At 62.4% G+C, this 25,780-nt stretch carries 20 protein-coding genes; 12 read left to right on the top strand and 8 right to left on the bottom strand.

All coding sequences use genetic code 11. The features are described from left to right. The first annotated feature begins 226 nt into the window (after window positions 1-226). The 3 genes from MUW49_RS06735 (at window position 227) to MUW49_RS06745 (ending at window position 3,434) form a co-directional block, all read left to right on the top strand. A complete protein-coding gene (locus tag MUW49_RS06735; RefSeq protein WP_039040309.1) occupies window positions 227-475 on the top strand; it encodes a YhdT family protein in 249 nt (82 codons plus the stop codon). Next, window positions 465-1,922 (top strand): sodium/pantothenate symporter, encoded by a 1,458-nt coding sequence (gene panF / locus MUW49_RS06740; protein WP_043153258.1) that lies wholly within the window; start codon window positions 465-467, stop codon window positions 1,920-1,922. Before MUW49_RS06735 ends, panF begins: the two co-directional genes overlap by 11 nt. An 87-nt stretch (window positions 1,923-2,009) precedes the next feature. Further along, entirely contained in the window at window positions 2,010-3,434 is a 1,425-nt protein-coding gene (locus MUW49_RS06745) for a PTS transporter subunit EIIC (RefSeq protein WP_171864900.1), read from the top strand. Here the strand turns inward: MUW49_RS06745 and MUW49_RS06750 are convergent, their stop codons facing one another. Next, window positions 3,435-4,307, bottom strand: coding sequence for a LysR family transcriptional regulator (locus MUW49_RS06750; RefSeq protein WP_042014452.1), 873 nt, complete (start codon window positions 4,305-4,307; stop codon window positions 3,435-3,437). It abuts the gene before it with no gap. A gap of 100 nt (window positions 4,308-4,407) precedes the next feature. Here MUW49_RS06750 and MUW49_RS06755 point away from each other — a divergent pair, with 100 nt between their 5' ends. The 3 genes from MUW49_RS06755 (at window position 4,408) to MUW49_RS06765 (ending at window position 7,810) form a co-directional block, all read left to right on the top strand. Then, window positions 4,408-5,424 (top strand): zinc-binding alcohol dehydrogenase family protein, encoded by a 1,017-nt coding sequence (locus tag MUW49_RS06755; protein WP_069784403.1) that lies wholly within the window; start codon window positions 4,408-4,410, stop codon window positions 5,422-5,424. Window positions 5,425-5,955: 531 nt separating this feature from the next. Next, window positions 5,956-6,834 carry a 50S ribosomal protein L11 methyltransferase gene (gene prmA / locus MUW49_RS06760; protein ID WP_045525764.1) on the top strand — a complete coding sequence of 293 codons (879 nt, stop codon included), beginning with the start codon at window positions 5,956-5,958 and terminating at the stop codon, window positions 6,832-6,834. A gap of 427 nt (window positions 6,835-7,261) precedes the next feature. Beyond that, a complete protein-coding gene (locus MUW49_RS06765; protein WP_171864901.1) occupies window positions 7,262-7,810 on the top strand; it encodes a sugar O-acetyltransferase in 549 nt (182 codons plus the stop codon). 20 nt (window positions 7,811-7,830) lie between these two features. On the opposite strand, the gene MUW49_RS21895 is transcribed toward MUW49_RS06765, so the two are convergent. The 3 genes from MUW49_RS21895 to MUW49_RS06785 all read right to left on the bottom strand — a co-directional run bounded on the left by MUW49_RS21895 (window position 7,831) and on the right by MUW49_RS06785 (window position 12,132). Then, the gene (locus MUW49_RS21895; protein WP_103243627.1) at window positions 7,831-8,910 is read right to left on the bottom strand and encodes a methyl-accepting chemotaxis protein; all 1,080 of its coding nucleotides are present in this window, start codon (window positions 8,908-8,910) and stop codon (window positions 7,831-7,833) included. Between the two features lie 538 nt (window positions 8,911-9,448). Continuing rightward, window positions 9,449-9,997 carry an NAD(P)H nitroreductase gene (locus MUW49_RS06780; RefSeq protein WP_010675416.1) on the bottom strand — a complete coding sequence of 183 codons (549 nt, stop codon included), beginning with the start codon at window positions 9,995-9,997 and terminating at the stop codon, window positions 9,449-9,451. Window positions 9,998-10,104: 107 nt separating this feature from the next. Beyond that, window positions 10,105-12,132: an NADPH-dependent 2,4-dienoyl-CoA reductase gene (locus tag MUW49_RS06785; RefSeq protein ID WP_227263455.1), complete on the bottom strand. Its 2,028-nt coding sequence runs from the start codon at window positions 12,130-12,132 to the stop codon at window positions 10,105-10,107. Between the two features lie 321 nt (window positions 12,133-12,453). Between MUW49_RS06785 and sppA the strand changes: the two genes are divergently transcribed. After that, the gene (gene sppA, locus MUW49_RS06790) at window positions 12,454-14,298 is read left to right on the top strand and encodes a signal peptide peptidase SppA (RefSeq protein ID WP_244812559.1); all 1,845 of its coding nucleotides are present in this window, start codon (window positions 12,454-12,456) and stop codon (window positions 14,296-14,298) included. 62 nt (window positions 14,299-14,360) lie between these two features. Here the strand turns inward: sppA and MUW49_RS06795 are convergent, their stop codons facing one another. Together MUW49_RS06795 and MUW49_RS06800 are read right to left on the bottom strand one after the other, a co-directional pair. Next, a complete protein-coding gene (locus tag MUW49_RS06795) occupies window positions 14,361-14,918 on the bottom strand; it encodes an NUDIX domain-containing protein (protein WP_045525756.1) in 558 nt (185 codons plus the stop codon). Continuing rightward, window positions 14,915-15,718, bottom strand: coding sequence for a DUF2989 domain-containing protein (locus tag MUW49_RS06800; RefSeq protein ID WP_042865069.1), 804 nt, complete (start codon window positions 15,716-15,718; stop codon window positions 14,915-14,917). The genes MUW49_RS06795 and MUW49_RS06800 overlap by 4 nt, the downstream gene beginning before the upstream one ends. A 211-nt stretch (window positions 15,719-15,929) precedes the next feature. Here MUW49_RS06800 and MUW49_RS06805 point away from each other — a divergent pair, with 211 nt between their 5' ends. Next, window positions 15,930-17,363, top strand: coding sequence for a glyceraldehyde-3-phosphate dehydrogenase (locus MUW49_RS06805; RefSeq protein ID WP_104452419.1), 1,434 nt, complete (start codon window positions 15,930-15,932; stop codon window positions 17,361-17,363). An 83-nt stretch (window positions 17,364-17,446) separates the two neighbouring features. Continuing rightward, window positions 17,447-17,740: a DUF1315 family protein gene (locus MUW49_RS06810; RefSeq protein ID WP_010675423.1), complete on the top strand. Its 294-nt coding sequence runs from the start codon at window positions 17,447-17,449 to the stop codon at window positions 17,738-17,740. Window positions 17,741-17,989: 249 nt separating this feature from the next. Here MUW49_RS06810 and ansA read toward each other — a convergent pair whose 3' ends face one another. After that, complete coding sequence (gene ansA, locus MUW49_RS06815; protein WP_010675424.1) at window positions 17,990-18,997, bottom strand: asparaginase; 1,008 nt, start codon at window positions 18,995-18,997, stop codon at window positions 17,990-17,992. Window positions 18,998-19,486: 489 nt separating this feature from the next. On the opposite strand from ansA, the gene gltS reads away from it, so the two are divergent. Beyond that, complete coding sequence (gltS, locus tag MUW49_RS06820) at window positions 19,487-20,686, top strand: sodium/glutamate symporter (protein ID WP_041212483.1); 1,200 nt, start codon at window positions 19,487-19,489, stop codon at window positions 20,684-20,686. A 225-nt stretch (window positions 20,687-20,911) separates the two neighbouring features. Here gltS and MUW49_RS06825 read toward each other — a convergent pair whose 3' ends face one another. Then, complete coding sequence (locus MUW49_RS06825; protein ID WP_139738049.1) at window positions 20,912-22,783, bottom strand: methyl-accepting chemotaxis protein; 1,872 nt, start codon at window positions 22,781-22,783, stop codon at window positions 20,912-20,914. Between the two features lie 252 nt (window positions 22,784-23,035). Here MUW49_RS06825 and prfB point away from each other — a divergent pair. After that, window positions 23,036-24,134, top strand: a protein-coding gene (gene prfB, locus MUW49_RS06830; protein ID WP_102948437.1) for a peptide chain release factor 2 whose coding sequence is annotated in 2 segments (ribosomal slippage) — window positions 23,036-23,110 and window positions 23,112-24,134 — 1,098 coding nt in all. Because the reading frame shifts where the segments join, the coding sequence is not laid out codon by codon here. A gap of 77 nt (window positions 24,135-24,211) precedes the next feature. Then, complete coding sequence (gene lysS / locus MUW49_RS06835) at window positions 24,212-25,690, top strand: lysine--tRNA ligase (RefSeq protein ID WP_223302609.1); 1,479 nt, start codon at window positions 24,212-24,214, stop codon at window positions 25,688-25,690. Window positions 25,691-25,780 lie beyond the last annotated feature (90 nt).

A 25,780-nucleotide genomic window follows, 5' to 3' on the forward strand; every position in this document is an offset into this window, starting at 1 on the left:
AGCCTCCACCTGCACAAGAAGTTGGGTCTGTAATGGCTTGAGGCCCGACCCATTGAGCACGGTGGCAGCACAGAACAGCCACCACCTGCACAAGAAGTCGGGTCTGCAAAGACCCCTTTCATCGGGAAATTGCGCGATCCACCCGGATCGCCAACGTAAAAAAGGGCCATGGCGACATGGCCCTTTTTTGTTATTCTTGCGCCCCGCTCACTCGTCGGAGGCCACAGTGAACCGTTTCGCACTCGCCCGTCGGGAAGCAGCCTTCTGCCTGCTGCTGACCCTGCTCTACTTTGTCGCCTGGTATGGCTCGGCTTATTTCATCCCCGAGGATCTCGAGCTGTGGGACCTGCCCCTCTGGTTCCTGCTCAGTTGCATCCTGATGCCCCTGCTGTTCATCGGCCTCTGCGCCCTCATGGTGGATCGCCTGTTCGTCGATATTCCCCTGGATAGCGAGGTACCACCCCATGAATCTTGAGCTGATGCTGCCGCTCTGCATCTACCTGGTGCTGGTACTGGGGGTCGGTTTCTGGGCCAGTCGCCACCGGACCGGCGGCAACTTCATGCAGGAGTACTTCATCGGCAACCGCAGCATGGGGGGGCTGGTGCTCGCCATGACCCTGGTGGCCACTTATACCTCTGCATCGTCCTTCATCGGCGGGCCGGGAGCCGCCTACAAGGTCGGCCTCGGCTGGGTGTTGCTGGCGATGATCCAGCTGCCCACTGTCTGGCTCACCCTGGGGGTGCTTGGCAAGAAGTTCGCCATCATCGCCCGCCGGGTCAACGCGGTGACCATCAACGACATGCTGTGGGCCCGCTACCAGAGCAGGGCGGTGGTCGTGCTGGGCTCGGTCACCATCATCCTTGCCTTCATCGCCACCATGGTGGTGCAGTTCATCGGCGGCGCCCGCCTGCTGGAAACGGCGACCGGCCTCAGCTATCAGCAGGGACTCTTTCTGTTTGCCAGTTGCGTGCTGCTCTACACGGTGATCGGCGGCTTTCGCGCCGTGGTGATGACGGATGCCCTGCAGGGCATCGTCATGCTCATCGGCACTGGCGCCCTGCTGGCGGGCATCCTCATCGCCGGTGACGGGTTGCCGAATCTTGTCCACCAGCTCAAGGAGATAGATCCCAAGCTGGTGAGCCCCCAGGGGGCCGGCGACATGCTGACCCAGCCCTTCATGCTGAGCTTCTGGGTGCTGGTCTGCATCGGGGTGGTGGGCTTGCCCCACTCGGCGCTGCGCTGCTTTGGCTACCGGGACAGCAAGGCGCTGCACCGGGGCATCCTCATCGGCACCATCGTCTGCGCCCTGCTGATGTTCGGCATGCACCTGGCCGGGGCGCTGGGCCGCGCCATCCTGCCCGGCATGGACAGCCCGGACAAGATCATGCCCTCCCTGATGATGGAGGTGCTCCCCCCCTGGCTGGCCGGGGTCTTCCTGGCCGCCCCCATGGCGGCCATCATGTCCACCATCGACTCCCAGCTGATCCAGGCCTCCGCCACCCTGGTGAAAGATCTCTACCTCAATTACCTCAACCCCAGGCAGGAAAAGCTGGAGGTCCGGGTGCCGCGCCTCTCCCTGCTCTGCACCCTGATCCTGGGTACCCTGGTACTGCTGGCGGCGCTCCAGCCCCCCGAGATGATCATCTGGCTCAACCTGCTCGCCTTCGGCGGCCTGCAGGCGGTCTTCCTCTGGCCCCTGGTGCTCGGCCTCTACTGGTCCAGGGCCAACGGCCCGGGAGCCCTGGCCAGCATGGTCTGCGGCATCCTCTGTTACGGCACCTTGAGCCAGTGGGGGATCAAGCTGGCCGGTCTGCACGCCATCGTCCCGAGCCTGGCCCTTGGCCTGGCGGCCTTTGTCCTGGTCAGCCTGCTCACTCCTGCCCCGGATCAGCGTGTCCGTCGATTGTTTGATCAAAATTAAGAAAAGGATCAATAAAGGAAGGCTCGCCTATTCCCAAATGGGGGCTCACGGGTAAAATGTGCGCCACGTCACAAATACCGTGCCCCCATGCCAGTCCAGAACGCCAGAAAGATCCTGACCCAGTCCCTGCAGCGCCTCGGCTATGCCCTGTTGCTGCCCGTCTCCATCCTGCCCCTGGCCGCCCTGCTCCACCGGCTCGGCCAACCGGACGTGCTGGATCTCGCCGTGCTCTCCCTCGCCGGTCGCGCCCTCTTCAGCCAGATGCCGCTCATCTATGCGGTGGCCATTGCCTTCGGGTTGAGTCGCCAGGGGCAAGGAGCCCAGGCGCTCGCCGGAGCGGTCAACTTTCTGCTGCTGAGCTCGGCGCTGGGCACCCTGGTGCCCGGGCTGCATGCGGACATGATCTGCGGCCTGCTGGCCGGGCTCGTCACCGCCATCGTCTGCTCCCGGGCCCGCGCTCTGCGGCTGCCAGGCTGGTTGCGCCCGCTGCAGGAAGATCTGCCGGGCATGTTGCTCTCGGCGCTGGCCTGCCTGCTGCTGGTGCTCCCCCTCTCCATCCTCTGGCCGCTGCTGGAACAGGGGCTCACCCTGCTCGCCTCCGATCTGCTCACCACGCCATTTGGCGCCTTCTGCTATGGCGTGCTGAACCGGCTGCTGATCCCCCTCGGCCTGCACCAGGTGCTGGGCAGCCTCATCGGGCTCGGGGAGAGCAACCTGCAAGCCCTCTCGACCGCCCAGCCGCTGCATGAAGGCTATGTGGCCGGGCTCTATCCGGTCATCATGTTCGGCCTGCCCGGTGCCTGTTTTGCCATCTGGATCCATCGCCAGCGGATGCAACAACTGCCCCAGGGAGGGCTGCTGCTCACCCTGGCGCTCACCTCGGCACTGGTGGGCATCACGGAGCCCATCGAGTTCCTGTTTGCCTTCACCGCTCCCTGGCTGTTTCTGGCCCATGCCCTGCTGACCGGGCTGTCGCTGGCCATCTGCAGCGGGCTCGACATACAGGTGGGCAGCTACTTTTCTGCCGGATTGCTGGACCTGGTGCTGAGCTACCACGCCGGTCTGCACAGCTTCTGGCTCATCCCCCTGGGCATCCTCTTCTTCGTCGTCTATGCCCTGCTCTTCTCCCGGCTGCTGGAACACGCTCCCCTCAGTCTGCCGGGCAAGCCCATCGCCGAGGATCTCTCCCGGCTCGCGACCGTGGCCCCCACCGATCCCCAGATGCTGGCTATCCAGTACCTCAAGATGCTGGGAGGCATGGACAACCTGCAGGCCATGAGCGTCTGCCTGACCCGCCTCAGCCTGCGAGTTCGCGACATGGCCCTGGTGGATCAATCCTGCCTGGCCAGACTGGGCTGCCTCTCCTGGGTCGTGCTGAACGAACATCAGCTGGTGCTGGTGCTCGGCCCCCATGCCGGCCTCATCGAAGGGCAGATCCGCATGCTGGCGGAACGCCAGTCGGTCCCGCTCGGTCTCGAACCGGCTCAGGCTCCCCTTGGCCAGCACCAGTGATCAGGCAAAGGGAAGACGCTCGGCCACGAAGTCCATCAGGCTGCGAAGGGCGGGGGCCAGGTGTTCCCGGCTCGGGTAGATGAGATAGAAGGGGTTCACCGGAACCAGGAGATCCGGCAGCACCTTGAGCAGTCGCCCCGCCGCCAGATCGTCGCCGCAGACATGGGCCGGCAGCAGGGCAATCCCCCCGTCATGGAGTGCCAGCTCCCGCAGCGCCAGCAGGCTGTTGCTCTGGCAGGCCCCGCGAGGGCGCCAGCCCCCCTCCTGCAATGGCCACACCGGCAAGGAGCCATGTACCAGGCAGGCGTGTCCGGCCAGCTCCGAGAGTTGGAGCGGCGTCCCGTTGGCCGCCAGGTAACCGGGAGATGCCACCAGATGGCGCGCCACCTGGCCGATGCGCCGGCAGATGAGGCTGGAATCTTTCAGCGGCGCCGCCCGCAGCGCCAGATCGTAACCTTCCCCCACCAGATCCAGCTGTTCATCGCAAAGGGTCAGCTCCAGCACCACCTCGGGGTAGAGGGCGCGAAATTCGGCCAGTATCCGACCAAGCAGCAAGGTTCCCGTGGCTTCGGGAGCAGTGATCCGCACCCGCCCTCCAGGAGCCGCGCGCAACCGCGCCATCGCCAGATTGGCGCTGCGCGCCAGTGCCAGCAGCTCCTGACAATGGGCCACATAGACCTCCCCCTGGGGCGTCAGGCTGAGCCTGCGGGTGGTGCGTTGCAGCAACCTCACCCCGAGCCGGGATTCAAGGCGCGAGATTTTCTGGCTCACCGAGGACTTGGGCATGCCGAGCACCTCGGCCGCCCCGGTGAAGCTCCCCTGCTCCACCACGGTGGCGAACAGCCCCATCAACTCCAGTTCGACATTGTTCATATATTCAAACAGTCTTTACCAATTACCCATCTTAATCTTGATAATCATCCAGACTAGAGTGAGTGGCAATCCCGAACACTGCTATTTGAAAGGAAAAGCCATGAAAGCCATCGCCCTGACTCACTATCTGCCAAGCAACCACCCCCACTGCTTCATCGAGAGCGATCTGCCCGATCCGACACCGGGCCCGCGGGATCTGCTGGTACGGGTCAACGCCACCTCCATCAATCCGGTCGACACCAAGGTACGCGCCCCCAAGGACAAGGTCGAAAGCAGCCCCCGCGTGCTGGGCTGGGACGCCGTGGGCGAGGTGATCGCCGTCGGTAGCGACGTCACCCTGTTCAAGGCCGGTGACAGGGTCTGGTATGCCGGCGACATCAGCCGCCCGGGCAGCAACAGCGCCCTGCAACTGGTGGACGAGCGCATTGCCGCCATCGCCCCAGTCACCCTGACCGATCTGGAAGCCGCCGCCCTGCCGCTCACCGCCATCACCGCCTGGGAAACCCTGTTCGAGCGCATGAGCCTCACCCGCGAAAGCACCGGGCGACTGCTGATCATCGGGGGCGCCGGCGGAGTCGGTTCCATCGCCATCCAGCTCGCCCGCCAGCTTACCGGCATGGAGGTGATCGCCACCGCATCGCGCCCCGAAACACGGGAGTGGTGCCTGGACATGGGGGCCCACCAGGTGGTGAGCCATCACCATCTGCAGGCGGAGCTCAAGGCGCTCGGCATCAGCGAGGTGGATGCCATCTTCTGCACCAACGCCACCGAGCAGCACTGGAACACCATGGCCAGCCTCATCCGTCCGTTTGGTCATATCTGCACCATCGCCGAGTCCAGTGAACCCTGGGATCTGGGTCTGCTCAAGCCCAAGAGCGTCACCTTCAGCCAGGAGTTCATGTTTACCCGCTCCCTGTTCCAGACCCCGGACATGATCGAGCAGCACAACCTGCTCGGCCGGGTCGCGGCCCTGATCGATGAAGGGGTGCTCAAGACCACCCTCAGCAAGGTGGTGCCCGAACTGACCCCCCTCACCCTGGCCCGGGCTCATGCCGAGCTGGAAGCGGGTCGCATGGTGGGCAAGCTGGTGATCGACATGAGCGGCTTCCATCGCTGAGGCACAGCCCAAGCGGGCCTTACCGTCCAGCCTATTCCCTTGTAGGTAAATAAATGCACCATCATGGGGTGAAATCACCAGTGACAAGCCCCAAGAGTGCACAGCCCCGCAGGTGACCTTTGTCCCTGACGGGGCATCTCCCCCGAAAAAACCATAAAAAAGAGGCCATCCCGTCGGGATGGCCCTAAAAACCTGAACGTTGGGGTAACAATCACACACATATCCTTATGCAGGACATCTGTAACTTTGCAGATAGCGTGCCAATCTCTGCTTTTCCCTCCCAATTAACCGCTTTTCAGCGCACCGGCATAAAAAAAGCCACCCGAAGGTGGCTGAAAAAAGATGACGGAACTTCATAGAGCAAAGCATTCAGCGGGAACAAGTTGCTTCCCGTCACCCATGAAGGAATACATTAACCGTGCCAACTTGGCAGAGTTACCTCCCTTCCCCATGAGGCCATGGTCAAACCACGACAGCACGGGCCCATGATGATAGAATCCCGCGGTTTCACATTTATGAAGAGCCGACGCCATGCCCTGGATACAAATTCGAATCAACGCCACTGCCAAGACCGCAGACAAGGTGAGCAACATGCTGCTGGGGCGTGGGGCCCAGGCGGTGACCTTTATGGATGCCAAGGATGTGCCCGTCTATGAGCCCATGCCCGGTGAAACCCCGCTCTGGGGCGAGACCGAAGTGATGGGGCTGTTCGACGCCGAAACCGATCCGGCTCCCACCATCGCCTTCTTCCAGCAGATCTTCGGTGAAGACGTGGGCTACAAGGTCGAGCAACTGGAAGACAAGGACTGGGTGCGCGAATGGATGGATCACTTCCACCCCATGCAGTTTGGCGAGCGGCTCTGGATCTGCCCGAGCTGGCGCGACGTGCCGAACCCCGATGCGGTCAACGTCATGTTGGATCCGGGTCTGGCCTTCGGTACCGGTACCCACCCCACCACGGCACTCTGCCTGCAGTGGCTGGACGGGCTGGACCTGGCCGGTAAAACCGTGGTGGACTTTGGCTGCGGCTCCGGCATCCTCGGCATCGCCGCCCTGAAACTGGGTGCCGCCCGCGTTATCGGTATCGACATCGACCCGCAGGCGATTCAGGCCAGCCGCGACAACGCCGCGCGCAACGGCGTCGCCGACCAGATTGAACTCTACCTGCCAGCGGATCAGCCGCAAGACGTCGAAGCGGACGTGGTGGTGGCCAACATCCTGGCCGGCCCGCTGCGGGAGCTGGCGCCGCTTATCGCCGGCCACGGCAAAGCGGGCAGCCTGATGGCTCTCTCCGGCGTGCTGGAAAGTCAGGCCCCGGAGCTGGAAACCATCTACGGCCAGTGGTTCGAGATGGACCCGACTGCGGTGAAAGAAGAGTGGTGCCGCCTCTCCGGCCGCAAACTCGGCTGATAAACAACAAGCCACGGCAGTTGCCAACCCATCGGCCGCACACTCGGCTGATAAACAACAAGCCACGGTGGCTGCCAACCCATCGGCCGTAAACTCGGCTGATAAGCAACAAGCCACGGCAGTTGCCAACCCATCGGCCGCACACTCGGCTGATAAGCAACAAGCCACGGTGGCTGCCAACCCATCGGCCGCAAACTCGGCTGATAAACAACAAGCCACGGCAGTTGCCAACCCATCGGCCGCACACCCGGCTGACAAGCAACAGGCCACAGCGGCAACACTTAGGTCGCTGAACGACAAGGGCACCCCAGGGTGCCCTTGTCGTTTCCGGACGCCGTTCTCCTTCTGCCCACTCTGGGGAGAGCCTCACGCTTCTCCGCCTCCCGATGGCTTATCCTCTCTTCCTCCACCCCATCGAGGCCCAGCCATGACCGAATACGAGAAGATGATCGCCAGCCAGCCTTACAACTGCATAGCGCCAGAGCTGGAGCTGTTGCGCCGGGAGACGGCCCGCCTGTACCGCCGCTTCAATCGTAGCGACGAGGAGGATGAACAGCTGGCGCTGCTGCTGCAGATCGTCGGCGAGCTGGCACAGGGTGCCTTCATCTGCCCACCCTTCTACTGCACCTATGGCCGCCACATCCACCTTGGCAAGGGCAGCTACATCAACATGGGGGCCACCCTGCTGGACAATGCCCCCATTCGCATCGGCGCCGAGGTAATGATTGGGCCGAACGTGCAGATCTACACCGCCGCCCATGCGCTGGACGCCGATGAGCGTATTCAGGGGGTTGAGACGGCGCTGCCGGTCACCATCGAAGACAGGGTCTGGATTGGCGGCGGCGCCATTCTGCTGCCCGGCGTCACCATAGGGCGGGAAGCCGTCGTGGGTGCGGGCTCGGTCGTGACCAGAGATGTACCGGCCGGTGCCAGGGTGGCAGGCAACCCGGCACGGCTGCTGCCAGTCAAAGGTTGAGCGGAAGGCCCGAAGCTCGCTCAGGCGCTTTCCAGCAAGCGGTCGATACAGTGCACCACCTGCATGCTGGCGTTTTCCATGGTCTTGAGCTGCTCGACCATCCCTTTGATATCCCCCTGCTCGCGCGCGTGCAGGGCGGCCTTGCCGCTCTCGTGGACCCGCTTGTGGGGCCCGTCCAGTTCACGAAAGCCCGGCTTGTGGGCGAAGAGCTCTGCGCCCTGCCCCTCGAAATACCATTTACCCAGCCTGCACTGAGCGTGGTCGCTCACCGGCTCGTGAAAATGCTGCTGATCGATGAGCCGATAGATGGTGTTCTTCCAGACGGCGTGATCCAGCTTGGTGGTATTGAGGAAGGAGGTGGAGGCCGCACTGTGGATCACCTGCTGCATCCGGCCTGATTGTGCCAGCACCTGGGTCACCACCACATCGATCTGGGAGGAGGAGGTCGCCACCTCGGCGGCACTGGCCTGGTTGTCATCGATGATGGACTTGATCTCCTGCGCCTGGGCCACTATCTGTCTGACCAGCACCTCGATCTGGCTGCTGGCTTCATGAGCCTTGCTCGCCAGCTGACGCACCTCATCGGCGACCACGGCGAATCCTCGACCAGCTTCACCGGCCCTGGCCGCCTCGATGGCCGCATTGAGTGCCAGCAGGTTGGTCTGATCCGAAATGCCCTGGATGGCGGTCACGAACTGGTTGATGGCGGATGTACTGGCATCGAGCTGATGGACGGCTGCGAGGCTGCGAGCCGCCTCATCCGTGATGGCATGGGCGCGATCGGAGAGACGGGTGATGGCGCCCCGGGTCTGGGCAAAGAGCTGATCCAGCTCGCAGAGTGCTCCCTTTTCCGCCATCAGGTGCTCGGCACTGCCAGCCAGCGCTTCCCGCACGCTCTGCAGCATCTCACCTCCCTGGTTCTGGCAGGAGATCACCTGATTGAAGAGATCGCCACGTTCCCGGCTAGTGCGCTGCATGTGCTCGTATTCACCGATGGTGGCACGCAATTCGGCCAGCTCGCTCTGGTGCTGCTGCTCTTTGAGAAGCATCGCCTCCCTGAGCTGTTGATTCTCTTTTTCAAGCTTGCGGTTGAACCACATATGGCCTCCGGATGGCAAAGGTGCGGACAGTCGATGTCAAAGGGAAGCCTCTGACTCTCTTGTCTCTTCCGATGCTGGCGGATCCCGGGCCGGATTTCACCTGCAAATGCAGGATATTTGACCCTGATCCTGATTCCAATCGAGGCCACACCAATGACTGTGCAAAAGATCGCCACAAAGAGGCCGGGTGAGGTAGAGAAGAGGCAAAGGAGAAAGAACGCTGACGTGCCAGCCCTACAAAAAATGAAGCCCAATGTCATCAAGACGTTGGGCTCTAAAAAGGTGCTACGGAATTGCGACTCTCATCGCAGAAAATTAGAAGGGGTCACCTTCTAAACTGGCAGTGGGATAATAACGTGGCGCAAACGTTTTACATAGCGTAATAAACCAGGAGTGAGAAGAATCTCTCACAATTCAAAAAATGTCCGGCCAACCCCCTTCTCCCCTCTTGGCAAGTGCGCATTTATCAGTACAGCCTGACGGCTTTGTCAGAAAACAAAAAAGCCCTGAATAATCAGGGCTTTTGGCATTCTGTGCTTCAGAAGCTGCGCACGAAGTCCTGGATGGGCAACTCGCGCAGCTTGCGGGCCTCCAGCATGGGGGTGCCAAGGTAGAGGAAGCCCACCAGTTGATCCTCCGGTGCCAGCCCCAGTGCACCATGGATCTGCTCGTCGAAGATGAACCAGCCGGAACGCCAGATGCCGTTGAAGCCCTGGGCCTGGGCCGCCATCTGCATCGCCATCAGGGCGCAACCGGCAGAGAGCTCCTGCTCCAGTTTCGGTACCTTGGGGTGCGCCTGATAACGGGTCGCCACCGCGATCACCAGGGGAGCACGCAGTGGCGCGGCGCGGCACTTCTCGACACTGTCCGCATCCTCGCCACGGGCATGGGCGGCATCGGCCAGCAATGTCCCCAGGCGCTCACGCCCCTCCCCTTCAAACAGGATGAACTGCCAGGGGGTCAGAGTGCCGTGATCCGGCGCCCGCAGCCCGGCCTTGAGGATATTGTCGAGCACTTCGCCACTCGGGGCAGGCTCGGCCAGACGACCACAGGAGTGGCGATTGAGTAACAGATGGAGGGCATCCATGGGGCAGTTCCTTGTCAAAGGCGATGATGGCGCTACCTTAGCACAGCACTGGATGAAGAAAACCCCTGGGGTTCAGGGGTTTGTCAGGATACGAAAGGGTCGGGAGGCTAGATGACGGCAGCCAGCTCCGCCCCTTGCCGGATGGCGCGTTTGGCATCCAGCTCGGCGGCCACGTCGGCCCCGCCGATGATGTGCACCGGCTTGCCAGCAGCCTGCAGACCAGCCTGCAACTCCTTGAGGGGTTCCTGTCCGGCACAGATGATCACCTGATCCACCGGCAGGCACTGCTGTTGGTCGCCCACCTGGATGTGAAGCCCGGCATCGTCGATACGCAGGTACTGGACGCCGGAGAGCATCTGCACCTTGCGATTCTTGAGGACGGTGCGATGGATCCAACCGGTGGTCTTGCCAAGGCCGTCGCCCACCTTGCTCTCCTTGCGCTGGAGCAACCAGATCTGGCGCTCGGGGGCATCGATTTCGGGGGTAGTCAAGCCGCCGCGCTCACCCAGTTGCTTGTCGATACCCCACTCCTTGAGCCAGTGATCGCGATGGCTTTCAGCATCCGGCGATCCTCTCTTTTCCACCAGGTATTCGGCCACATCGAAGCCGATGCCGCCGGCGCCGATGACCGCCACCTTCTCGCCCACCGGCTTGTGATCCCGCAGCACATCCAGATAGCTCAACACCTTGGGGTGCTCGATACCCGGGATATTGGGGGTGCGCGGGCGGATGCCGGTGGCGAGGATCACCTCGTCAAAACCGCCGCCCAAGAGGCTCTCGGCACTCTGGCGCTGGCCCAGATAGAGCTCGACGCCGCACTTCTCCAGCCGTTTGGCAAAGTAGCGCAGGGTCTCGTGAAACTCCTCCTTGCCCGGGATCTGCTTGGCAGAGTTGAACTGGCCGCCGATTTCGCTCGCCTGATCGAACAGGCTTACCTGATGGCCCCGCTCGGCGGCGTAGCAGGCAAACGCCAGCCCCGCAGGACCCGCCCCCACCACCGCCAGCTTCTTGGGCTGGGGCACCCGGCCAAACGTCAACTCGGTCTCAAAGCAGGCGCGGGGATTGACCAGGCAGGAGGCACGCTTTTGCTTGAACACGTGGTCGAGGCAGGCCTGGTTGCAGGCGATGCAGGTGTTGATCTCGTCCGCCCTGTCTTCAGCCGCCTTGATGACGAATTCGGGGTCCGCCAGGAAGGGGCGCGCCATGGAGACCATGTCCGCTTCGCCGCCCGCCAGGATGCGCTCCGCCACCTCGGGGGTGTTGATGCGGTTGGTGGTGATGAGGGGCACCTTGAGGTGCTTTTTCAGCTCGGCGGTCACCCAGCTGAAGGCACCGCGCGGCACGCTGGTGGCGATGGTGGGAATGCGCGCCTCGTGCCAGCCGATACCGGTGTTGATGAGGGTGACCCCCACCTGCTCCAGTGCCCGGCCAAGTGCGATCACTTCCTCAAGGGAGGAGCCCTGCTCCACCAGATCCAGCATGGAGAGGCGGAAGATGATGATGAAATCCGTGCCCACCCGCTCACGGATGGCGCGGACAATCTCCACCGGGAAGCGCATGCGGTTTTCGCTGCTGCCGCCCCAGCCATCGGTGCGCTTGTTGGTGCGTTCGCAGATGAACTGGTTGATGAGATAGCCTTCCGACCCCATCACTTCGACCCCGTCATAACCGGCCGCCTTGGCCAGCGCCGCAGTGGCGGCGAAGTCGCGGATGGTGCCGCGGATCTGCCGCTCGCTCATGGCCCGCGGCTTGAACGGGGAGATGGGAGCCTTGAGGGCGCTCGGCGCCAGGCTGAACGGATGGTAGGCGTAGCGGCCCGCATGAAGGATCTGCAGCGCTATCTTGCCCCCTTCCTGGTGCACTGCCTCGGTCACCTTGCGGTGTTTGGCTACCTGCCAGGGAAAGCTCAGCTGGGAGCCGTGGGGCACCAGCCGCCCCCGCAAATTGGGGGCGATACCGCCGGTCACGATGAGACCGACCCCGCCACGGGCCCGCTCAGCATAGAAGGCGGCCAGCTTGTCAAAGCCCCCCTTTTCCTCCTCGAGGCCGGTGTGCATGGACCCCATCAGTACGCGGTTGCGCAACTGGGTAAAACCCAGATCGAGGGGGGTCAGCAGCGTGGGATAACGGCTCATGATGCACTCCTTGTCGAGGTCGATGTGCACGGGGTCATGCTCCAGCCTTCCTGGCTGCCTCGGGTGACGGGCAGTAAAAAGAAGGGGTGGGTGGAGGTGGGGCCGGCTCATCGGGCCTTTCAGTTAATTTTTTGTTATCAAACTGGAGCTAGAGTAAAGAATCGAAAACTCTTTTTCAAACAAATGTTTGGACATTTTTTCAGCGAACAGCCGTGTTCCGAAGTGGCGGGGAGGCAGTCGACTCAAGGGGAAATGGCAATTGGCTGCGCAACTGGTTAATAATGGCTGCTCTCAACCCATTAACAGGGCGACAACGCAGCTATGTCTATTTTCAAAGGTCTGGGATGGCTCTTTCGCAGCCTCTGGCGCCTGCTCAACTTTACCCGCTTGATGCTGGTCAACCTGCTGTTTCTTCTCGTCGTGCTGGTCATTGTCTTCAGCGTCAGCCAGAGCGAGACCCCAAGCACCCCCATCGAGGGGGCGCTCACCCTCAATCTCTCCGGTGTGCTGGTAGAACAGCGCACCCAGACCGATCCCACGGTGCAACTGCTCAGGCAGATGGACAAGGGGGACGAGCAGCCAAGCGAAATCGTCCTCTCCGATCTGCTGTGGGCCATCAAGAGCGCGGGGAATGACGATCGCATCAAGGCGCTGGTGATCAAGCCCCAGGGTCTGCAAGGGGCCAGCCTCTCCAAACTGCAGGAGGTGACGGCCGCCATCGACGCCTTCAAGGAGAGCGGCAAGCCGGTCATCGCCATGGCGGACTACTACAGCCAGGGGGCCTATCTGCTCGCCGCCCACGCCGACCACGTGCTGCTCAACCAGAGTGGTGCCGTGCTGATCGAGGGGCTGGGTGTCTACCAGACCTACTTCAAGTCGGCACTGGAGAAGCTCAATATCACCCCGCACGTCTTCAAGGTCGGCACCTACAAGTCCTTCGTCGAGCCCTACACCCGGGACGAGATGTCCCCCGAGAGCAAGGAGGCGAACCAGCGCTGGCTGGATCAGCTGTGGCAATCCTATGTGGCCGACGTGGCGGAGCAGCGGGAGATCGAACCGGATGCCGTGGCACCGAACAAGGATCACTTACTCGAACTGCTGCGCAAGGCCGGTGGCAATGCGGCCAGCTACGCCCTCGACAACGGTCTGGTGGATCAGCTCGCCACCCGCGACGAGATGACCCAGGCGGTGATCAAGGAAGTGGGCGAGGCCGATGATCACGGCTGGAAGGGCGTGGGCCTGAAAGAGTATCTGGCCGCCATCCCGGAGCAGTACCCCCAGAGCGGCAAGGATGAGGTAGGCCTCATCACCGCCAGCGGCGCCATCATGGATGGCGTCCAGCCTGCCGGCACCATCGGCGGCGACAGCCTTGCCGATCTGCTGGCCGAAGCCCGCCGTGACGATCAGGTGAAAGCCGTGGTGCTGCGAGTGGACAGCCCCGGCGGCAGCGCCTTCGCCGCCGAGCAGATCCGCGCCGAATTGCTGGCCCTGAAACAGGCGGGCAAGCCGGTGGTCATCTCCATGGGCAGCTACGCCGCCTCCGGTGGCTACTGGATCTCCGCCGATGCGGACAAGATCTTCGCCTCCCCCACCACCCTCACCGGCTCCATCGGGGTGTTCGGCATGTTCGCCACCATCGACAAGGCGCTCTCCCAGTACGGGGTACACACCGACGGCGTCGGCACCACCGACTTCGTGGGGGTCGGGCTGACCCGTGCCCTGCCGGATCACGTGGGTGAAGCCATTCAACTGAGCGTGGAAGACACCTATCAGCGCTTTGTCGGCCTGGTGGGCAAGGGCCGGGGCCTTAGCCCGGAAGAGGCGGAAAAAGCCGCCGAAGGCCGGGTCTGGACCGGGCAGGATGCCAAGGCACTGGGGCTGGTGGACGAGTTCGGCAATCTGGATGACGCCCTCAAGGCGGCCGCCGATCTCGCCAACCTCAAAAGTTGGCAGGTCACCCCCATCGCACCGGAAGAGTCGGCCAGGGACAAGTTCCTGCGCGAGCTGTTTGACAGCAGCGCCCAGGCGCTGGCCCCGCACCTGCAAAGCTGGCTGCCCGCCGGGCTTGGCAAGGCGCTGCTGGAGATGAACCGCACTCTGGACCCGCTGACCCGCTTCAACGATCCCCAGGGCACCTACGCCTTCTGCCCGGTCTGTCTCCCCTGACGTCGGAGACAGCCATAAAAAAACCGCCGACAGGCGGTTTTTTTATGGGGCAAGCGGCCTTGTCAGGTCAGCAAGCCGGACGCTTGCCAGCGGTGCAACTCAGCCAGCACCCGGGTCTCTCGCGCCGTCCACTGGGGACAGGGACCCGCCAGCTGGGTCTTGTTGGTCTGCAGGGCCTCGGCCAGGGGGAACCAGCCCGGCGTGAAGCCGAGGCGGATCTCGTAGGGCTGGGGGCGCGGCGCACTCCAGTCCTCCCCGACCCGGCAGAGGTAATAGGACGATCGGATGCAGTAGGCATCGTAATCCGGCTCGCGCGCGGCACGATACTCCCGGGTCTCTCCCAGCAGGGGGCCCACGGCCACCAGCTCGGCGCCACACTCTTCCCGCAGCTCCCGGGCCAGGGCCGCATCGTGCGCCTCCCCGTGCTCGATGCCGCCCCCGGGGAACATGAGATCCCCGTTGACGCTGGAGTGCACCAGCAGCAGTCGATCACCACGCATCACCACGGCCCTCACCGTGGCCCGTTCAAGCACCCTGTCCTCGCCGCGGATCTGGCCGTGCACGAGACGGATATCGAAGGGATGGGCCCATTCCCGGGCTTCTGACAGGGTCGGATTCATGGTGTGCGGTAGCTCCCCTGCCTGAGTGCATCGACGATGGTGGCCGCCTGGTCGTCCAGCGTCTCCTGCTCCTCCTTGCCGATGGCATGGTAAATGCCGAGCCGGGTGGCGGAGACCTCGGGGCTCTCCTGGAATGACTCGCTCACCTTGCCCCACAGATAGGCCTGATCAAATCGCTTCTGCCCCATGTAGAGGGTGCTGAGGGCGGTGAGGATCCGGCTGTTGACCTTGTCCCCCTCCCGATAGAGGGAGAGCGCATGGTGCATCAGCCTGATGGCCTTCTCGGGCTCGCTCTTGGCATAGATGCCGCCGAGCGCCAGTTGCAGCTCGGGCTCCTCGAGGCTCGGCGTCCCCTCCTGCGCGAGGAAGCTGGCGCGGGCCTCGGGGCTGGTGTTGTTGGTCCAGTGCCAGAGCAGCAGGTAGGGATCCCGGGAGCCCCGGGTCTGTGCATCCAGTTGCTCCAGTTGACGGCCGGCGGCCAGCATCCCTTCCACTCTGGGGCTCTTCTGCTCCCTGGCCCGCTTGTACTCGATGTTGGTGGAGTGCTCGGCGCATTGCAGATAACGCTCCAGGCCGCGCATCAGATCGTACTTGCGCCTGTCCGTCCCCTCTTCCTGGAGATAGTAACGACCGCGAATGACGTCGCTGCGCTCATAGCGACACCAGCCATCGTCCACCAGGTCCGCGCACAGGGCGGGATATTGGGAGCAAATGTTGTGGATCCTGTCGTCGTCGCAGGCCGTCAACGTCAGGCAACAAGCGAGGGAAAGCAGTAACGGACGCTGTGAGAATAGGGTCATGGTTCACATCTGGTTGATAACAATCGCAACCCGCACCGGCCACCGCCAACTAGCAAACAGGCTACATATCCATTACAATGCGCGCGCCGTATAAGGCCGCGATTGCAGAATAATATAACGAAACCATCAGCCCTACACTGATCTGCCTTCGACGAATTTCAATTTGCCCAGGCAACTTGCTTCAACAACGTGAAATAAAAGGATCTGGTTAATGACCCACGAGCACTACTTGCAGGCGTGGCAGGAGAGCCAGGAGCTCGCCGAAGCCATGCAACCCTTGATAGGTCGCCTCTACCGACAGCAAGGGATAGAGATCACCCTCTACGGACGCCCCCTGCAAAACGCCTCCACCATCGATATCCTCAAGGCCCACCGGGTCGTTCGCCGCCACCAGGGAGCCCCCCTCCCTATCCAACAGAGCTTTCCCCTGCTGCAAGCCATCCTGGCCCTGAACCCGACCGCCGCCGAAGTCGATCTCGGCAAACTGGCCGTGGGCTACTGGCAGGATCACCAGGATGAAGCCGGCATCGAGGACTATCTGCGCGCCAAGCTGGCACCGGCCCTGAACCGCAGTGCCGTGCCCGCCCCGACCGACGTGGTGCTCTACGGCTTCGGTCGCATCGGCCGCCTGCTGGCCCGTCTGCTCATCGAGCGCACCGGCGCCGCCAACTCCCTGCGCCTGCGCGCCATCGTGGTGCGCGGCGGTCGCGACGGGGATCTGGAGAAGCGTGCCAGCCTGCTGCGCCGCGATTCGGTGCACGGCCCCTTCAACGGCTCCATCGAGGTGGATGTGGAACGCAGCGCCATCATCGCCAATGGCACCTTCATCCAGGTGATCTACGCCAACAGCCCGGCCGACATCGACTACACCGCCTACGGCATCGACAATGCGCTGATCGTTGACAACACCGGCGTCTGGCGTGACGAGGCGGGCCTGTCCGAGCACCTCAAGGCCCGCGGCGCCGCCCGGGTACTGCTGACCGCCCCCGGCAAGGGGGAGATGAAGAACGTGGTGTTCGGGGTCAACCACGAGGTGATAGGTCCGGATGACAAGATAGTCTCCGCCGCCTCTTGCACCACCAACGCCATCACCCCGGTGCTCAAGGTGATGCAGGACAAGTACGGCATCCGCCACGGCCACGTGGAGACGGTCCACTCCTACACCAACGATCAGAACCTCATCGACAACTATCACAAGGGCGAGCGCCGCGGTCGCAGCGCAGCCCTCAACATGGTGATGACCAGCACCGGCGCCGCCAAGGCGGTGGCCAAGGCGCTGCCGGAGCTCAAGGGCAAGTTGACCGGCAACGCCATCCGGGTGCCCACACCCAACGTGTCCCTGGCCATCATCAACCTGTCGCTGGAACAGACCACCGATCGGGAGAGCCTCAACGCCTATCTGCAGCAGATGGCACTGAGCTCGGCCCTGCATCGCCAGATCGACTTCAGTGCCAGCACCGAGCTGGTCTCCTCCGACATGGTGGGCTCCCGTTTTGCGGGCATTGTCGACTCCCAGGCCACCATCGCCGAGGGGGATCACTGCGTGCTCTACGTGTGGTATGACAACGAGTTCGGGTACAGTTGTCAGGTAGTACGGGTGATGGAGCAGATGGCTGGCGTAGTCCGCCAGGATCTACCGGTATAGTCCGCCAGGATCTACCGGTATAGTCCGACAGGATCTGCCCGCCTGAACCCGTGTTCATGGCTCAATTTTCAAGGAGAGGCCGGATGTCGTCTCAGCAAGTGACGTTTCAACAAGCGATAGCGCAGATGCCCAAAGAGGTGTACGAGCGGCTCAAGACTGCGGTCGAGCTCGGCAAATGGCCGGATGGCAAGCCCCTGACCGAGGAGCAGAAGGCCACTTCCCTTCAGGCCGTGATGGCCTGGCAGGCGATGCACCTTGAGAACCCCGAGCACATGAACATCGGCCGTGACGGCGAGATCGTGATGAAGAGCAAGAGCGAGCTCAAGCGCCAGTATCGCGATGAGGAAGAGATAGTGCGGGTCGACCTTAGCCACTGAGGCAGGCCGCACGTCACCTATCGCGGTAACGAAACGAAAGAGGGGAGCCATAATGGCTCCCCTCTTTTTTCCTCTCTATGCAGGATGACTCATCCCCCTCATCCCCGGCCCTTCTCCCACCAAGGGAGAAGGGAGCTGGCACGCACCTGCGAGCAGTCAGCGGGCCACCTGCCGGCGATCTTCATGGTAAACCTCGCCATCTCGATCTATCCCCTCTCCCGCTGGGAGAGGGTTAGGGTGAGAGGGAAGTCAGGGGGTCAGCTCCCCGCGCAGAGACTGCTGCATCAGCTCGCGGATGCGCGGCGCCGGCAGATCCTGGCTCAGCAGGAAGTGCAGCTTGGTGAGCGCCGCCTCGGCGGTCATGTCAAAGCCCGAGATGACTCCCGCACGGGAGAGGGCGTTGCCGGTGGCATAGCCCCCCATGTTGACCTTGCCGTGCAGGCACTGGCTCAGGTTGACGATGATGACGCCCCGGGCAGATGCCTCGGAGAGCAGCGCCAGCATGGCCGGGTTCTGGGGCGCATTGCCCACCCCGAAGGAGAGCAGGATCAGCGCACGCACCGGCTGTTGCAGGATGTTCGCTATCACCTCCGCCGATATCCCCGGGTAGAGGGTCACCACCCCGATGGGCTGGGGGGTGATGTCGTGCAGCACCAGGGGGCGATCGCACGGCACTCCCAGCTCACCTGCCTCCAGGGAGATGGCGATACCGGCATTGAGCAGGGGCGGGTAGTTGGGCGAGTCGAAGGCGTGGAAGCCGTCGGCATGCACCTTCTTGCTGCGGTTGCCGCGATAGAGCTGGTTGTTGAAGAAGAGCGTCACCTCGTGGATCGGGTAGTTGGCCGCGATATAGAGGGCGTTGAGCAGGTTCTGCTGACCGTCCGAGCGCAGTTCGGCCAGGGGGATCTGGGAGCCGGTGATGATGACCGGCTTGTGCAGATCTTCGAGCATGAAGGAGAGCGCAGACGCGGTGAACGACATGGTGTCGGTGCCGTGCAGAATGACGAAACCGTCGTACTTGTCGTAGTTGCCCTTGATATCCTCGGCGATGCGCTGCCAGTCTGCCGGCGTCATGTCGGAAGAGTCGATGAGGGGGGCATATTCGTGGATATGGTAATCGGGCATTTCCGGTCGATGGAACTCGGGCATCCGTGCCAGACAGTCCTCCATGAAGCCCGCCATCGGTACATAACCGTGGTCGGAACGCTGCATCCCTATGGTGCCGCCTGTGTAGGCAATGTAGATGGACTTCTTCACACCCTCTCCTCTCTCTGGACTGGAAACCGGCAAATCAAACAGGGCTCAACCGATACAGCCCCCGTCCTTCAGATGGTGCGGGCGGGCTCAATATCGGTCATCAGCAGACCTCTTGAGGGTCTGTGTCCTCCCGTGGGGGCGGAACCGGGCGAATTATAAAGAGTGCCGCTGCAAATGACAGCCGCAGCAGCATTGTTGCGATCCGGAGCACACTCGGCGAGGTAGTTTTAAATGCCATGTTAACACCACGTTTTAATCATTAATGTGACATATGTGGATGTACTTGGTGTTTTTTGCTAGTATCCGGCGGATTTTTCACAAATCTCATCTGGACGCCCGACGAACACGGGCTCGTGTCGACCCCCTCTTTTGCAGAGGGACGGGGCTGCGGCCCCTCTGTCACTGGCGCGTTCGCCACTCTGTTTCATCCCGGCTGGATCCGTGAGTCTTTCTCGCCAAAGACACAGCCGATCAACATGGGAGCACTGAATGCTACAACTTGATGCCTACGCCACCCTGGTCGCCGCGACCCTGGTGCTGCTGCTTGGCCGCCTGCTGGTCAACAAGATAGGACCCCTGCGCACTTTCAACATCCCCAAACCCGTGGCCGGTGGCCTGGTGGTTGCCCTGGTGCTGCTGGTGCTGCGCTCCACCCTGCAGATCGAACTGCAATTTGATACCAGCCTGCAGACGGCCCTGATGCTGACCTTCTTTGCCTCCATCGGCCTCTCCGCCGATCTGGGCAGCCTCAAGCGCGGCGGCAAGGCGGTGGCCACCTTCCTGCTGGTGGTCACCGGCCTGCTGCTGGTGCAGAACAGCCTGGGGGTGGGTCTGGCCACCCTGCTGGGGCTGGATCCCCACATGGGGCTGCTGGCCGGCTCCATCACCCTCTCCGGCGGCCACGGCACCGGGGCGGCCTGGGGCTCCATCTTCACCGAGAAGTACGGCGTGCAATCCGCCGCCGAGCTGGCGATTGCCTGTGCCACCTTCGGCCTGGTGCTGGGAGGCCTCATCGGCGGCCCGGTGGCCCGTTATCTGGTGAAGAAGGTGCAGGTGCCCGGTGAGGAGCACAACCGTGACGGCGCCCCCCAGGGCTTCGAAATGCCGGACATGGAGCGCCCGCTCACCACCTTCAGCCTGATCGAGACCCTGGCACTCATCGCCATCAGCCTGAAAGGGGGCGAAATGCTGGCCCTCTATCTCAAGGGCGGCGTCTTCGAGTTGCCGATCTTCGTCTGCGTGCTGTTTGTCGGCGTGCTGCTGCGCAACCTGCTCACCCTGCTCAACTGGCACGAAGTGAGCGACCGCGAGGTCTCCCTGCTCGGCAACGTCAGTCTGTCGCTCTTCCTCGCCATGGCGCTGATGAGCCTCAGGTTGTGGGAGCTGGCAAGCCTGGCCCTGCCCATCTTCATCCTGCTGGCCGTTCAGACGGTGGCCATGGCGCTCTACGCCATCTTCGTCACCTTCCGGGTCATGGGGCGCAACTATGATGCAGCCGTGCTGGCGGCGGGTCACTGCGGCTTCGGCCTCGGCGCCACCCCCACGGCCATTGCCAACATGCAGGCCATTACCCAGCGCTTCGGCCCCTCCCACCTGGCTTTCCTGGTGGTGCCCATGGTCGGAGCCTTCTTCATCGACATCATCAACGCCGTGGTGATCAAGCTGTTCCTGGCCCTGCCCTTCCTGTGATCCCGGGCGCAGGCCCCGTATGACAGAGCCCACCTTGCGGTGGGCTCTTTGCTTGCTGGCCCCTGGACGCTGCCCCGACCCTCACCAAGGGGCCGACTGCAGGCAACAAAAAGCCCCGCACCAAGGTGCGGGGCTTTTTACTGACGCCACGGTAGAACTGCGGCCTGACCTTCCTTACAGAATGAAGGCCAACACCAGCTGGTTCAAATTGCGGCCTGACCTTCCTTACAAAATAAAGGTCGACACCTGCTGGTTCAGGTTGGTGGCACGCCCCTTGAGGTTGTGCGCCTGATCCAGGTCGCGCATGGCGGAAGCGGTGATCTCGTCGCTCACATCCTTGATGGCGGTGGTGTTCTGGGTGATTTCACCGGTCACCTGGGTCTGCTCCTCGGCGGCGGTGGCGATCTGGCCCGCCATGTCGGAGATGAGGCTGACGGCCTGGGTGATCTCCTCCAGGGCCGCAGCGGCAGCGTCGGCATCCTTCACGCTGTTGTCCGCCAGCCCCTGGCTGGTCTGCATCAGGCTCACCGCGCGGGCCGTGGTCTGTTGCAGGGTTTCGATGGTGGACTGGATCTCCTGAGTGGAATCCTGGGTACGGCGCGACAGCACCCGCACCTCGTCCGCCACCACGGCGAAACCGCGACCCTGTTCGCCGGCACGGGCCGCTTCGATGGCCGCATTCAGCGCCAGCAGGTTGGTCTGCTCGGCGATGCCCTGGATGGTGGAGAGGATGCCGGAGATGGCCTGAGCGTGACGGCTCAGCTCACCGATGACGCCGGTCGCCTGCCCCACTTCCTCGGCCAGGTTGTTGATGGACTGACGAGTCTGGTTCACCAGGATCTTGCCCTGTTCACTGCTCTGGGCGGATTGCTGGGCGGCGGCAGCGGTGTTCTCGGCGTTACCCGCGATCTCCATGGTGGCACTCGCCATCTCGGTGACGGCGGTGGCGACCATGGTCACCTCCTGTTGCTGGCGCTGCAGCTCTTCCACCGCGGCCTGGTTGGTCACCAGACTGCGTTCGGCATCGGCGTTCAGCTCGTTGGCAAGCTGACGGATGTTGGCGATGAGCTGATGCTGGCTGCCCACGAAGCGGTTGAAGCTGCCGGCGAGCTGTCCCACTTCGTCATTGGCGTCGATCTTGATGCGCTGGGTCAGATCACCGTTACCGTCGGCGATGCGGGCCAGGGCCTGGGACACCTTGGTGAGGGGGCCGAGCAGCAGGCTGACCAGCCAGGAGATGGCGAGAATGCTGCCCACCAGCACCAGCAGGGCCAGGCCGAGCTGGGTCATCAGCAGGGAGGAGAGCGGCGCCTCCAGGGTGCTCTTGTCCAGTACCAGCACCAGCTCCCAGTCGGTGTCCGGAATGTCCGTCGCCCACAGCAGCTTGTCACGCCCCTCGCTGTCGAAGAAAGCAGGCACCAGGCTGTTGCTCGCCTTGCTCTGATCGATCAGGGCATTGGTCAGATCGTTGTCGATCTCGCTGGCCGGCTTCATCGCCTTGGCCGCATCCTTGTAGGCGATGACGGTGCCATCCTTGTGCATCAGGATGGCGAAGCCGTCCGCCGGCAGCTTCATCTTGGTGATGTCATCCACCAGGGAGGCAATGGAGAGATCCCCCCCCACCACGCCGCCCTGGGCCGGCTGGGCCAGGGTCACCACCAGAATGTTGTAGGCCACGTCGAGGTAGGGTTTGGTGACGATCATGCCGCCCTTGGCCATGGCTTCCTGATACCAGCCACGGGAGCGGGGATCGTAACCGTCGCGGTTGATGGAGGGGTCGGAGTCGTTCATCTTGCCGCTGCCCTCACCAAAATAGGTGAGCTGGAAACGGCCGGACACCTGGGCCTGTTGCAGGGCGTTGAGGGGCTCGGCACCGGCCTTGTTGCCAAGGGCCTGGATGACGTCACGACGGGCGGCAAGCCAGTCGCTGACGCTGGCGGCCTGCTGGCTGCCAAGGCGCTGCACCTGTTCCTGACTGCCTTGCAGCAGCATGGACTTCTGGCTGGTGTAGCTCTGCCAGGAGAGCAGCAGGATCACCAGTGACAAGGCGATGACCACAGACAACAGTATCTTCTGCTTGAGTGATAGGTTTTTCATCGTGTTTTCTTCTTGTGGGGGTCGGGAACAGGATCAATCGGGAGTGCGTGGCACTGTGTGTTGTTAGCGGCCAATCCGCGCAAAACTGAAGCGGAGAATGGCGTGAGTGACGATATTTTACGCGGAAATTTTAAAAATGCTGCGGAAAATTGGAGCAGGAAAAAGAGCGAGGCCAGCCAACCCTGTTTATTCCTTCTGCAATTGGCTAGAATATCCCGTTTTTAAATCACATCGACCCCGAGAGTTTTCACGATGTTTGAAGTCAATCCTGTATTAAACAAGCTTAAGGAGCTGTCTGAGAGGACCGAGCTGCTTAGGGGGTACCTTTGACTATGACGCCAAGAAAGAGCGTCTAGAAGAGGTCAATGCCGAGCTGGAACAGCCGGATGTCTGGAACGAACCCGAGCGCGCACAGGCGCTGGGCAAGGAGCGAGTCTCCCTGGAGAACGTCGTCAGCACCATCGATACCCTGACCCAGGGCGTCGATGACGTCGAGATGCTGGTCAGCCTGGCCGTCGAAGGCGAAGACGAAGAGACCTTCAACGAAGCCGTTGTCGAAGCGGACGAGCTGGAGGCCAAGCTGGTGGATCTCGAGTTCCGTCGCATGTTCTCCGGTCAGCACGACGGTTCCGACTGCTACATAGACATCCAGTCCGGTTCCGGCGGCACCGAGGCCCAGGACTGGGCCAACATGGTGCTGCGCATGTACCTGCGCTGGGGTGATGCCCACGGCTACAAGCCCGAGCTCATCGAATGCTCCGAAGGCGACGTGGCCGGCATCAAGTCCGCCACCATCAAGTTCACCGGCGAGTATGCCTTCGGCTGGCTGCGCACCGAGACCGGCGTGCACCGCCTGGTACGCAAGTCGCCGTTCGATTCCGGCGGCCGTCGCCACACCTCGTTCTGCTCCGTGTTCGTCTACCCCGAGATCGATGATGACATCGAGATCGAGATCAACCCGGCTGATCTTCGCATCGACGTCTACCGCGCCTCCGGTGCGGGTGGTCAGCACGTCAACCGGACCGAGTCCGCGGTGCGTATCACCCACGTGCCGACCGGCGTGGTGGTGCAGTGCCAGAACGACCGTTCCCAGCACAAGAACAAAGATCAGTGTATGAAGCAGTTGAAGGCCAAGCTCTACGAGCTGGAAATTCAAAAGCAGAACGCTGAGAAGCAAGCCCTCGAAGAGACCAAGTCCGACATCGGCTGGGGCAGCCAGATCCGCTCCTACGTACTGGATGATTCCCGTATCAAGGATCTGCGCACCGGCGTCGAAACCCGCAATACCCAATCAGTACTCGACGGCGACTTGGACAAGTTTATCGAAGCCAGCCTGAAATCAGGCCTGTAAACAGAGCAGCAGGAATCACCATGTCTGAACAAACCACCACCCCGGAAGTCGACCAGACTCTCGAACTGAACAACGAGATGCTTGAGCGTCGCTCCAAGCTGGCCGCCTTGCGCGCCCAGGGCAACCCCTTCCCAAACGATTTCCGTCGTGACAGCCTCTCCGGCGATCTGCACGCCGAATTCGGCGACAAGAGCAATGACGAACTGGTCGCCCTGGGTAAACAGGTGAAGATTGCCGGTCGCATCATGACCCGCCGGATCATGGGCAAGGCGTCTTTCGCGACCCTGCAGGACATGGCTGGCAAGATCCAGATCTACGTGACCCGTGACGACCTGCCGGAAGGCTTCTACAACGAGCAGTTCAAAAAGTGGGATCTGGGTGACATCGTCGGTGTCGAGGGCACCCTGTTCCGCACCAACGCCGGTGAGCTCTCCGTACACGTCTCCACCATCCGCCTGCTGACCAAGGCCCTGCGCCCGCTGCCCGAGAAGCACAAGGGGCTGACCGACCAGGAAGCCCGCTGCCGCCAGCGTTACCTGGACCTGATCGCCAACGAAGAGTCCCGCAAGACCTTCGTGACCCGCACCAAGGTGGTGGCCGGCATTCGCAAGTTCCTGAATGACAAGCGCTTCATGGAAGTGGAAACCCCCATGATGCAAGTCATCCCGGGTGGCGCCTCCGCACGTCCCTTCATCACCCACCACAATGCGCTGGACATCGACATGTACCTGCGTATCGCTCCGGAACTCTATCTGAAGCGTCTGGTGGTCGGTGGTTTCGAGCGTGTCTACGAAATCAACCGCAACTTCCGCAACGAAGGCATCTCCGTTCGCCATAACCCCGAGTTCACCATGCTCGAGTTCTATATGGCCTACGCCGATTACATCGATCTGATGGATCTCACCGAAGAGATGCTGCGCACCCTGGCACAGGACATCCTGGGCGACACCAGGATCCGTTACGCCAAAGAGGGCGAAGAGGGCCTGACCATCGATTTCGGTCAGCCGTTCCAGCGCCTCTCCATGGTCGACTCCATCCTGAAGTACAACCCGGGTGTGACCCGTGACGATCTGGCCACTCTTGAGAAGGCCACCGCCGTCGCCAAGGGTCTGAAGATCGAGCTGATGAAGAGCTGGGAGCTGGGCCACGTGATCACCGCGATCTTCGAAGAGACCGTGGAACACATGCTGCTGCAACCGACCTTCATCACCGAATACCCGGCCGCCGTCTCCCCGCTGGCCCGTCGCAACGACCAGAACCCGGACGTCACCGACCGCTTCGAGTTCTTCATCGGCGGCCGCGAGCTGGCCAACGGCTTCTCCGAGCTGAACGATGCGGAAGATCAGGCCGAGCGCTTCCAGGCCCAGGTTGACCAGAAAGCCGCAGGGGACGACGAAGCCATGTTCTACGACGCCGACTTCGTCACCGCGCTGGAACACGGTCTGCCGCCGACCGCCGGTCAGGGTATCGGTATCGACCGTCTGGTGATGCTGTTCACCAACAGCCACACCATCCGCGACGTCATCCTGTTCCCGGCCTTGCGTCCACAAAAGTAAGCGCCGCAGAAACAGGGCCGCAGCAAAACGCTGCCGTCCATGGCAATCAAAACGCCCCGCAATTGCGGGGCGTTTTTTTATGCAGAACTC

It is taken from the genome of Aeromonas sp. LsrichE-8G (assembly GCF_022869435.1).
GTDB classification, from domain to species: domain Bacteria; phylum Pseudomonadota; class Gammaproteobacteria; order Enterobacterales; family Aeromonadaceae; genus Aeromonas; species Aeromonas caviae.

What these genes read in the sequence shown, in the direction of transcription:
- panF (WP_043153258.1), top strand. Translation starts at nt 465, where the DNA reads ATGAATCTTGAGCTGATGCTGCCGCTCTGCATCTACCTGGTGCTGGTA.
- MUW49_RS06745 (WP_171864900.1), top strand. Translation starts at nt 2,010, where the DNA reads ATGCCAGTCCAGAACGCCAGAAAGATCCTGACCCAGTCCCTGCAGCGC.
- MUW49_RS06750 (WP_042014452.1), bottom strand. Translation starts at nt 4,307, where the DNA reads ATGAACAATGTCGAACTGGAGTTGATGGGGCTGTTCGCCACCGTGGTG.
- MUW49_RS06755 (WP_069784403.1), top strand. Translation starts at nt 4,408, where the DNA reads ATGAAAGCCATCGCCCTGACTCACTATCTGCCAAGCAACCACCCCCAC.
- prmA (WP_045525764.1), top strand. Translation starts at nt 5,956, where the DNA reads ATGCCCTGGATACAAATTCGAATCAACGCCACTGCCAAGACCGCAGAC.
- MUW49_RS06765 (WP_171864901.1), top strand. Translation starts at nt 7,262, where the DNA reads ATGACCGAATACGAGAAGATGATCGCCAGCCAGCCTTACAACTGCATA.
- MUW49_RS21895 (WP_103243627.1), bottom strand. Translation starts at nt 8,910, where the DNA reads ATGTGGTTCAACCGCAAGCTTGAAAAAGAGAATCAACAGCTCAGGGAG.
- MUW49_RS06780 (WP_010675416.1), bottom strand. Translation starts at nt 9,997, where the DNA reads ATGGATGCCCTCCATCTGTTACTCAATCGCCACTCCTGTGGTCGTCTG.
- MUW49_RS06785 (WP_227263455.1), bottom strand. Translation starts at nt 12,132, where the DNA reads ATGAGCCGTTATCCCACGCTGCTGACCCCCCTCGATCTGGGTTTTACC.
- sppA (WP_244812559.1), top strand. Translation starts at nt 12,454, where the DNA reads ATGTCTATTTTCAAAGGTCTGGGATGGCTCTTTCGCAGCCTCTGGCGC.
- MUW49_RS06795 (WP_045525756.1), bottom strand. Translation starts at nt 14,918, where the DNA reads ATGAATCCGACCCTGTCAGAAGCCCGGGAATGGGCCCATCCCTTCGAT.
- MUW49_RS06800 (WP_042865069.1), bottom strand. Translation starts at nt 15,718, where the DNA reads ATGACCCTATTCTCACAGCGTCCGTTACTGCTTTCCCTCGCTTGTTGC.
- MUW49_RS06805 (WP_104452419.1), top strand. Translation starts at nt 15,930, where the DNA reads ATGACCCACGAGCACTACTTGCAGGCGTGGCAGGAGAGCCAGGAGCTC.
- MUW49_RS06810 (WP_010675423.1), top strand. Translation starts at nt 17,447, where the DNA reads ATGTCGTCTCAGCAAGTGACGTTTCAACAAGCGATAGCGCAGATGCCC.
- gltS (WP_041212483.1), top strand. Translation starts at nt 19,487, where the DNA reads ATGCTACAACTTGATGCCTACGCCACCCTGGTCGCCGCGACCCTGGTG.
- MUW49_RS06825 (WP_139738049.1), bottom strand. Translation starts at nt 22,783, where the DNA reads ATGAAAAACCTATCACTCAAGCAGAAGATACTGTTGTCTGTGGTCATC.
- lysS (WP_223302609.1), top strand. Translation starts at nt 24,212, where the DNA reads ATGCTTGAGCGTCGCTCCAAGCTGGCCGCCTTGCGCGCCCAGGGCAAC.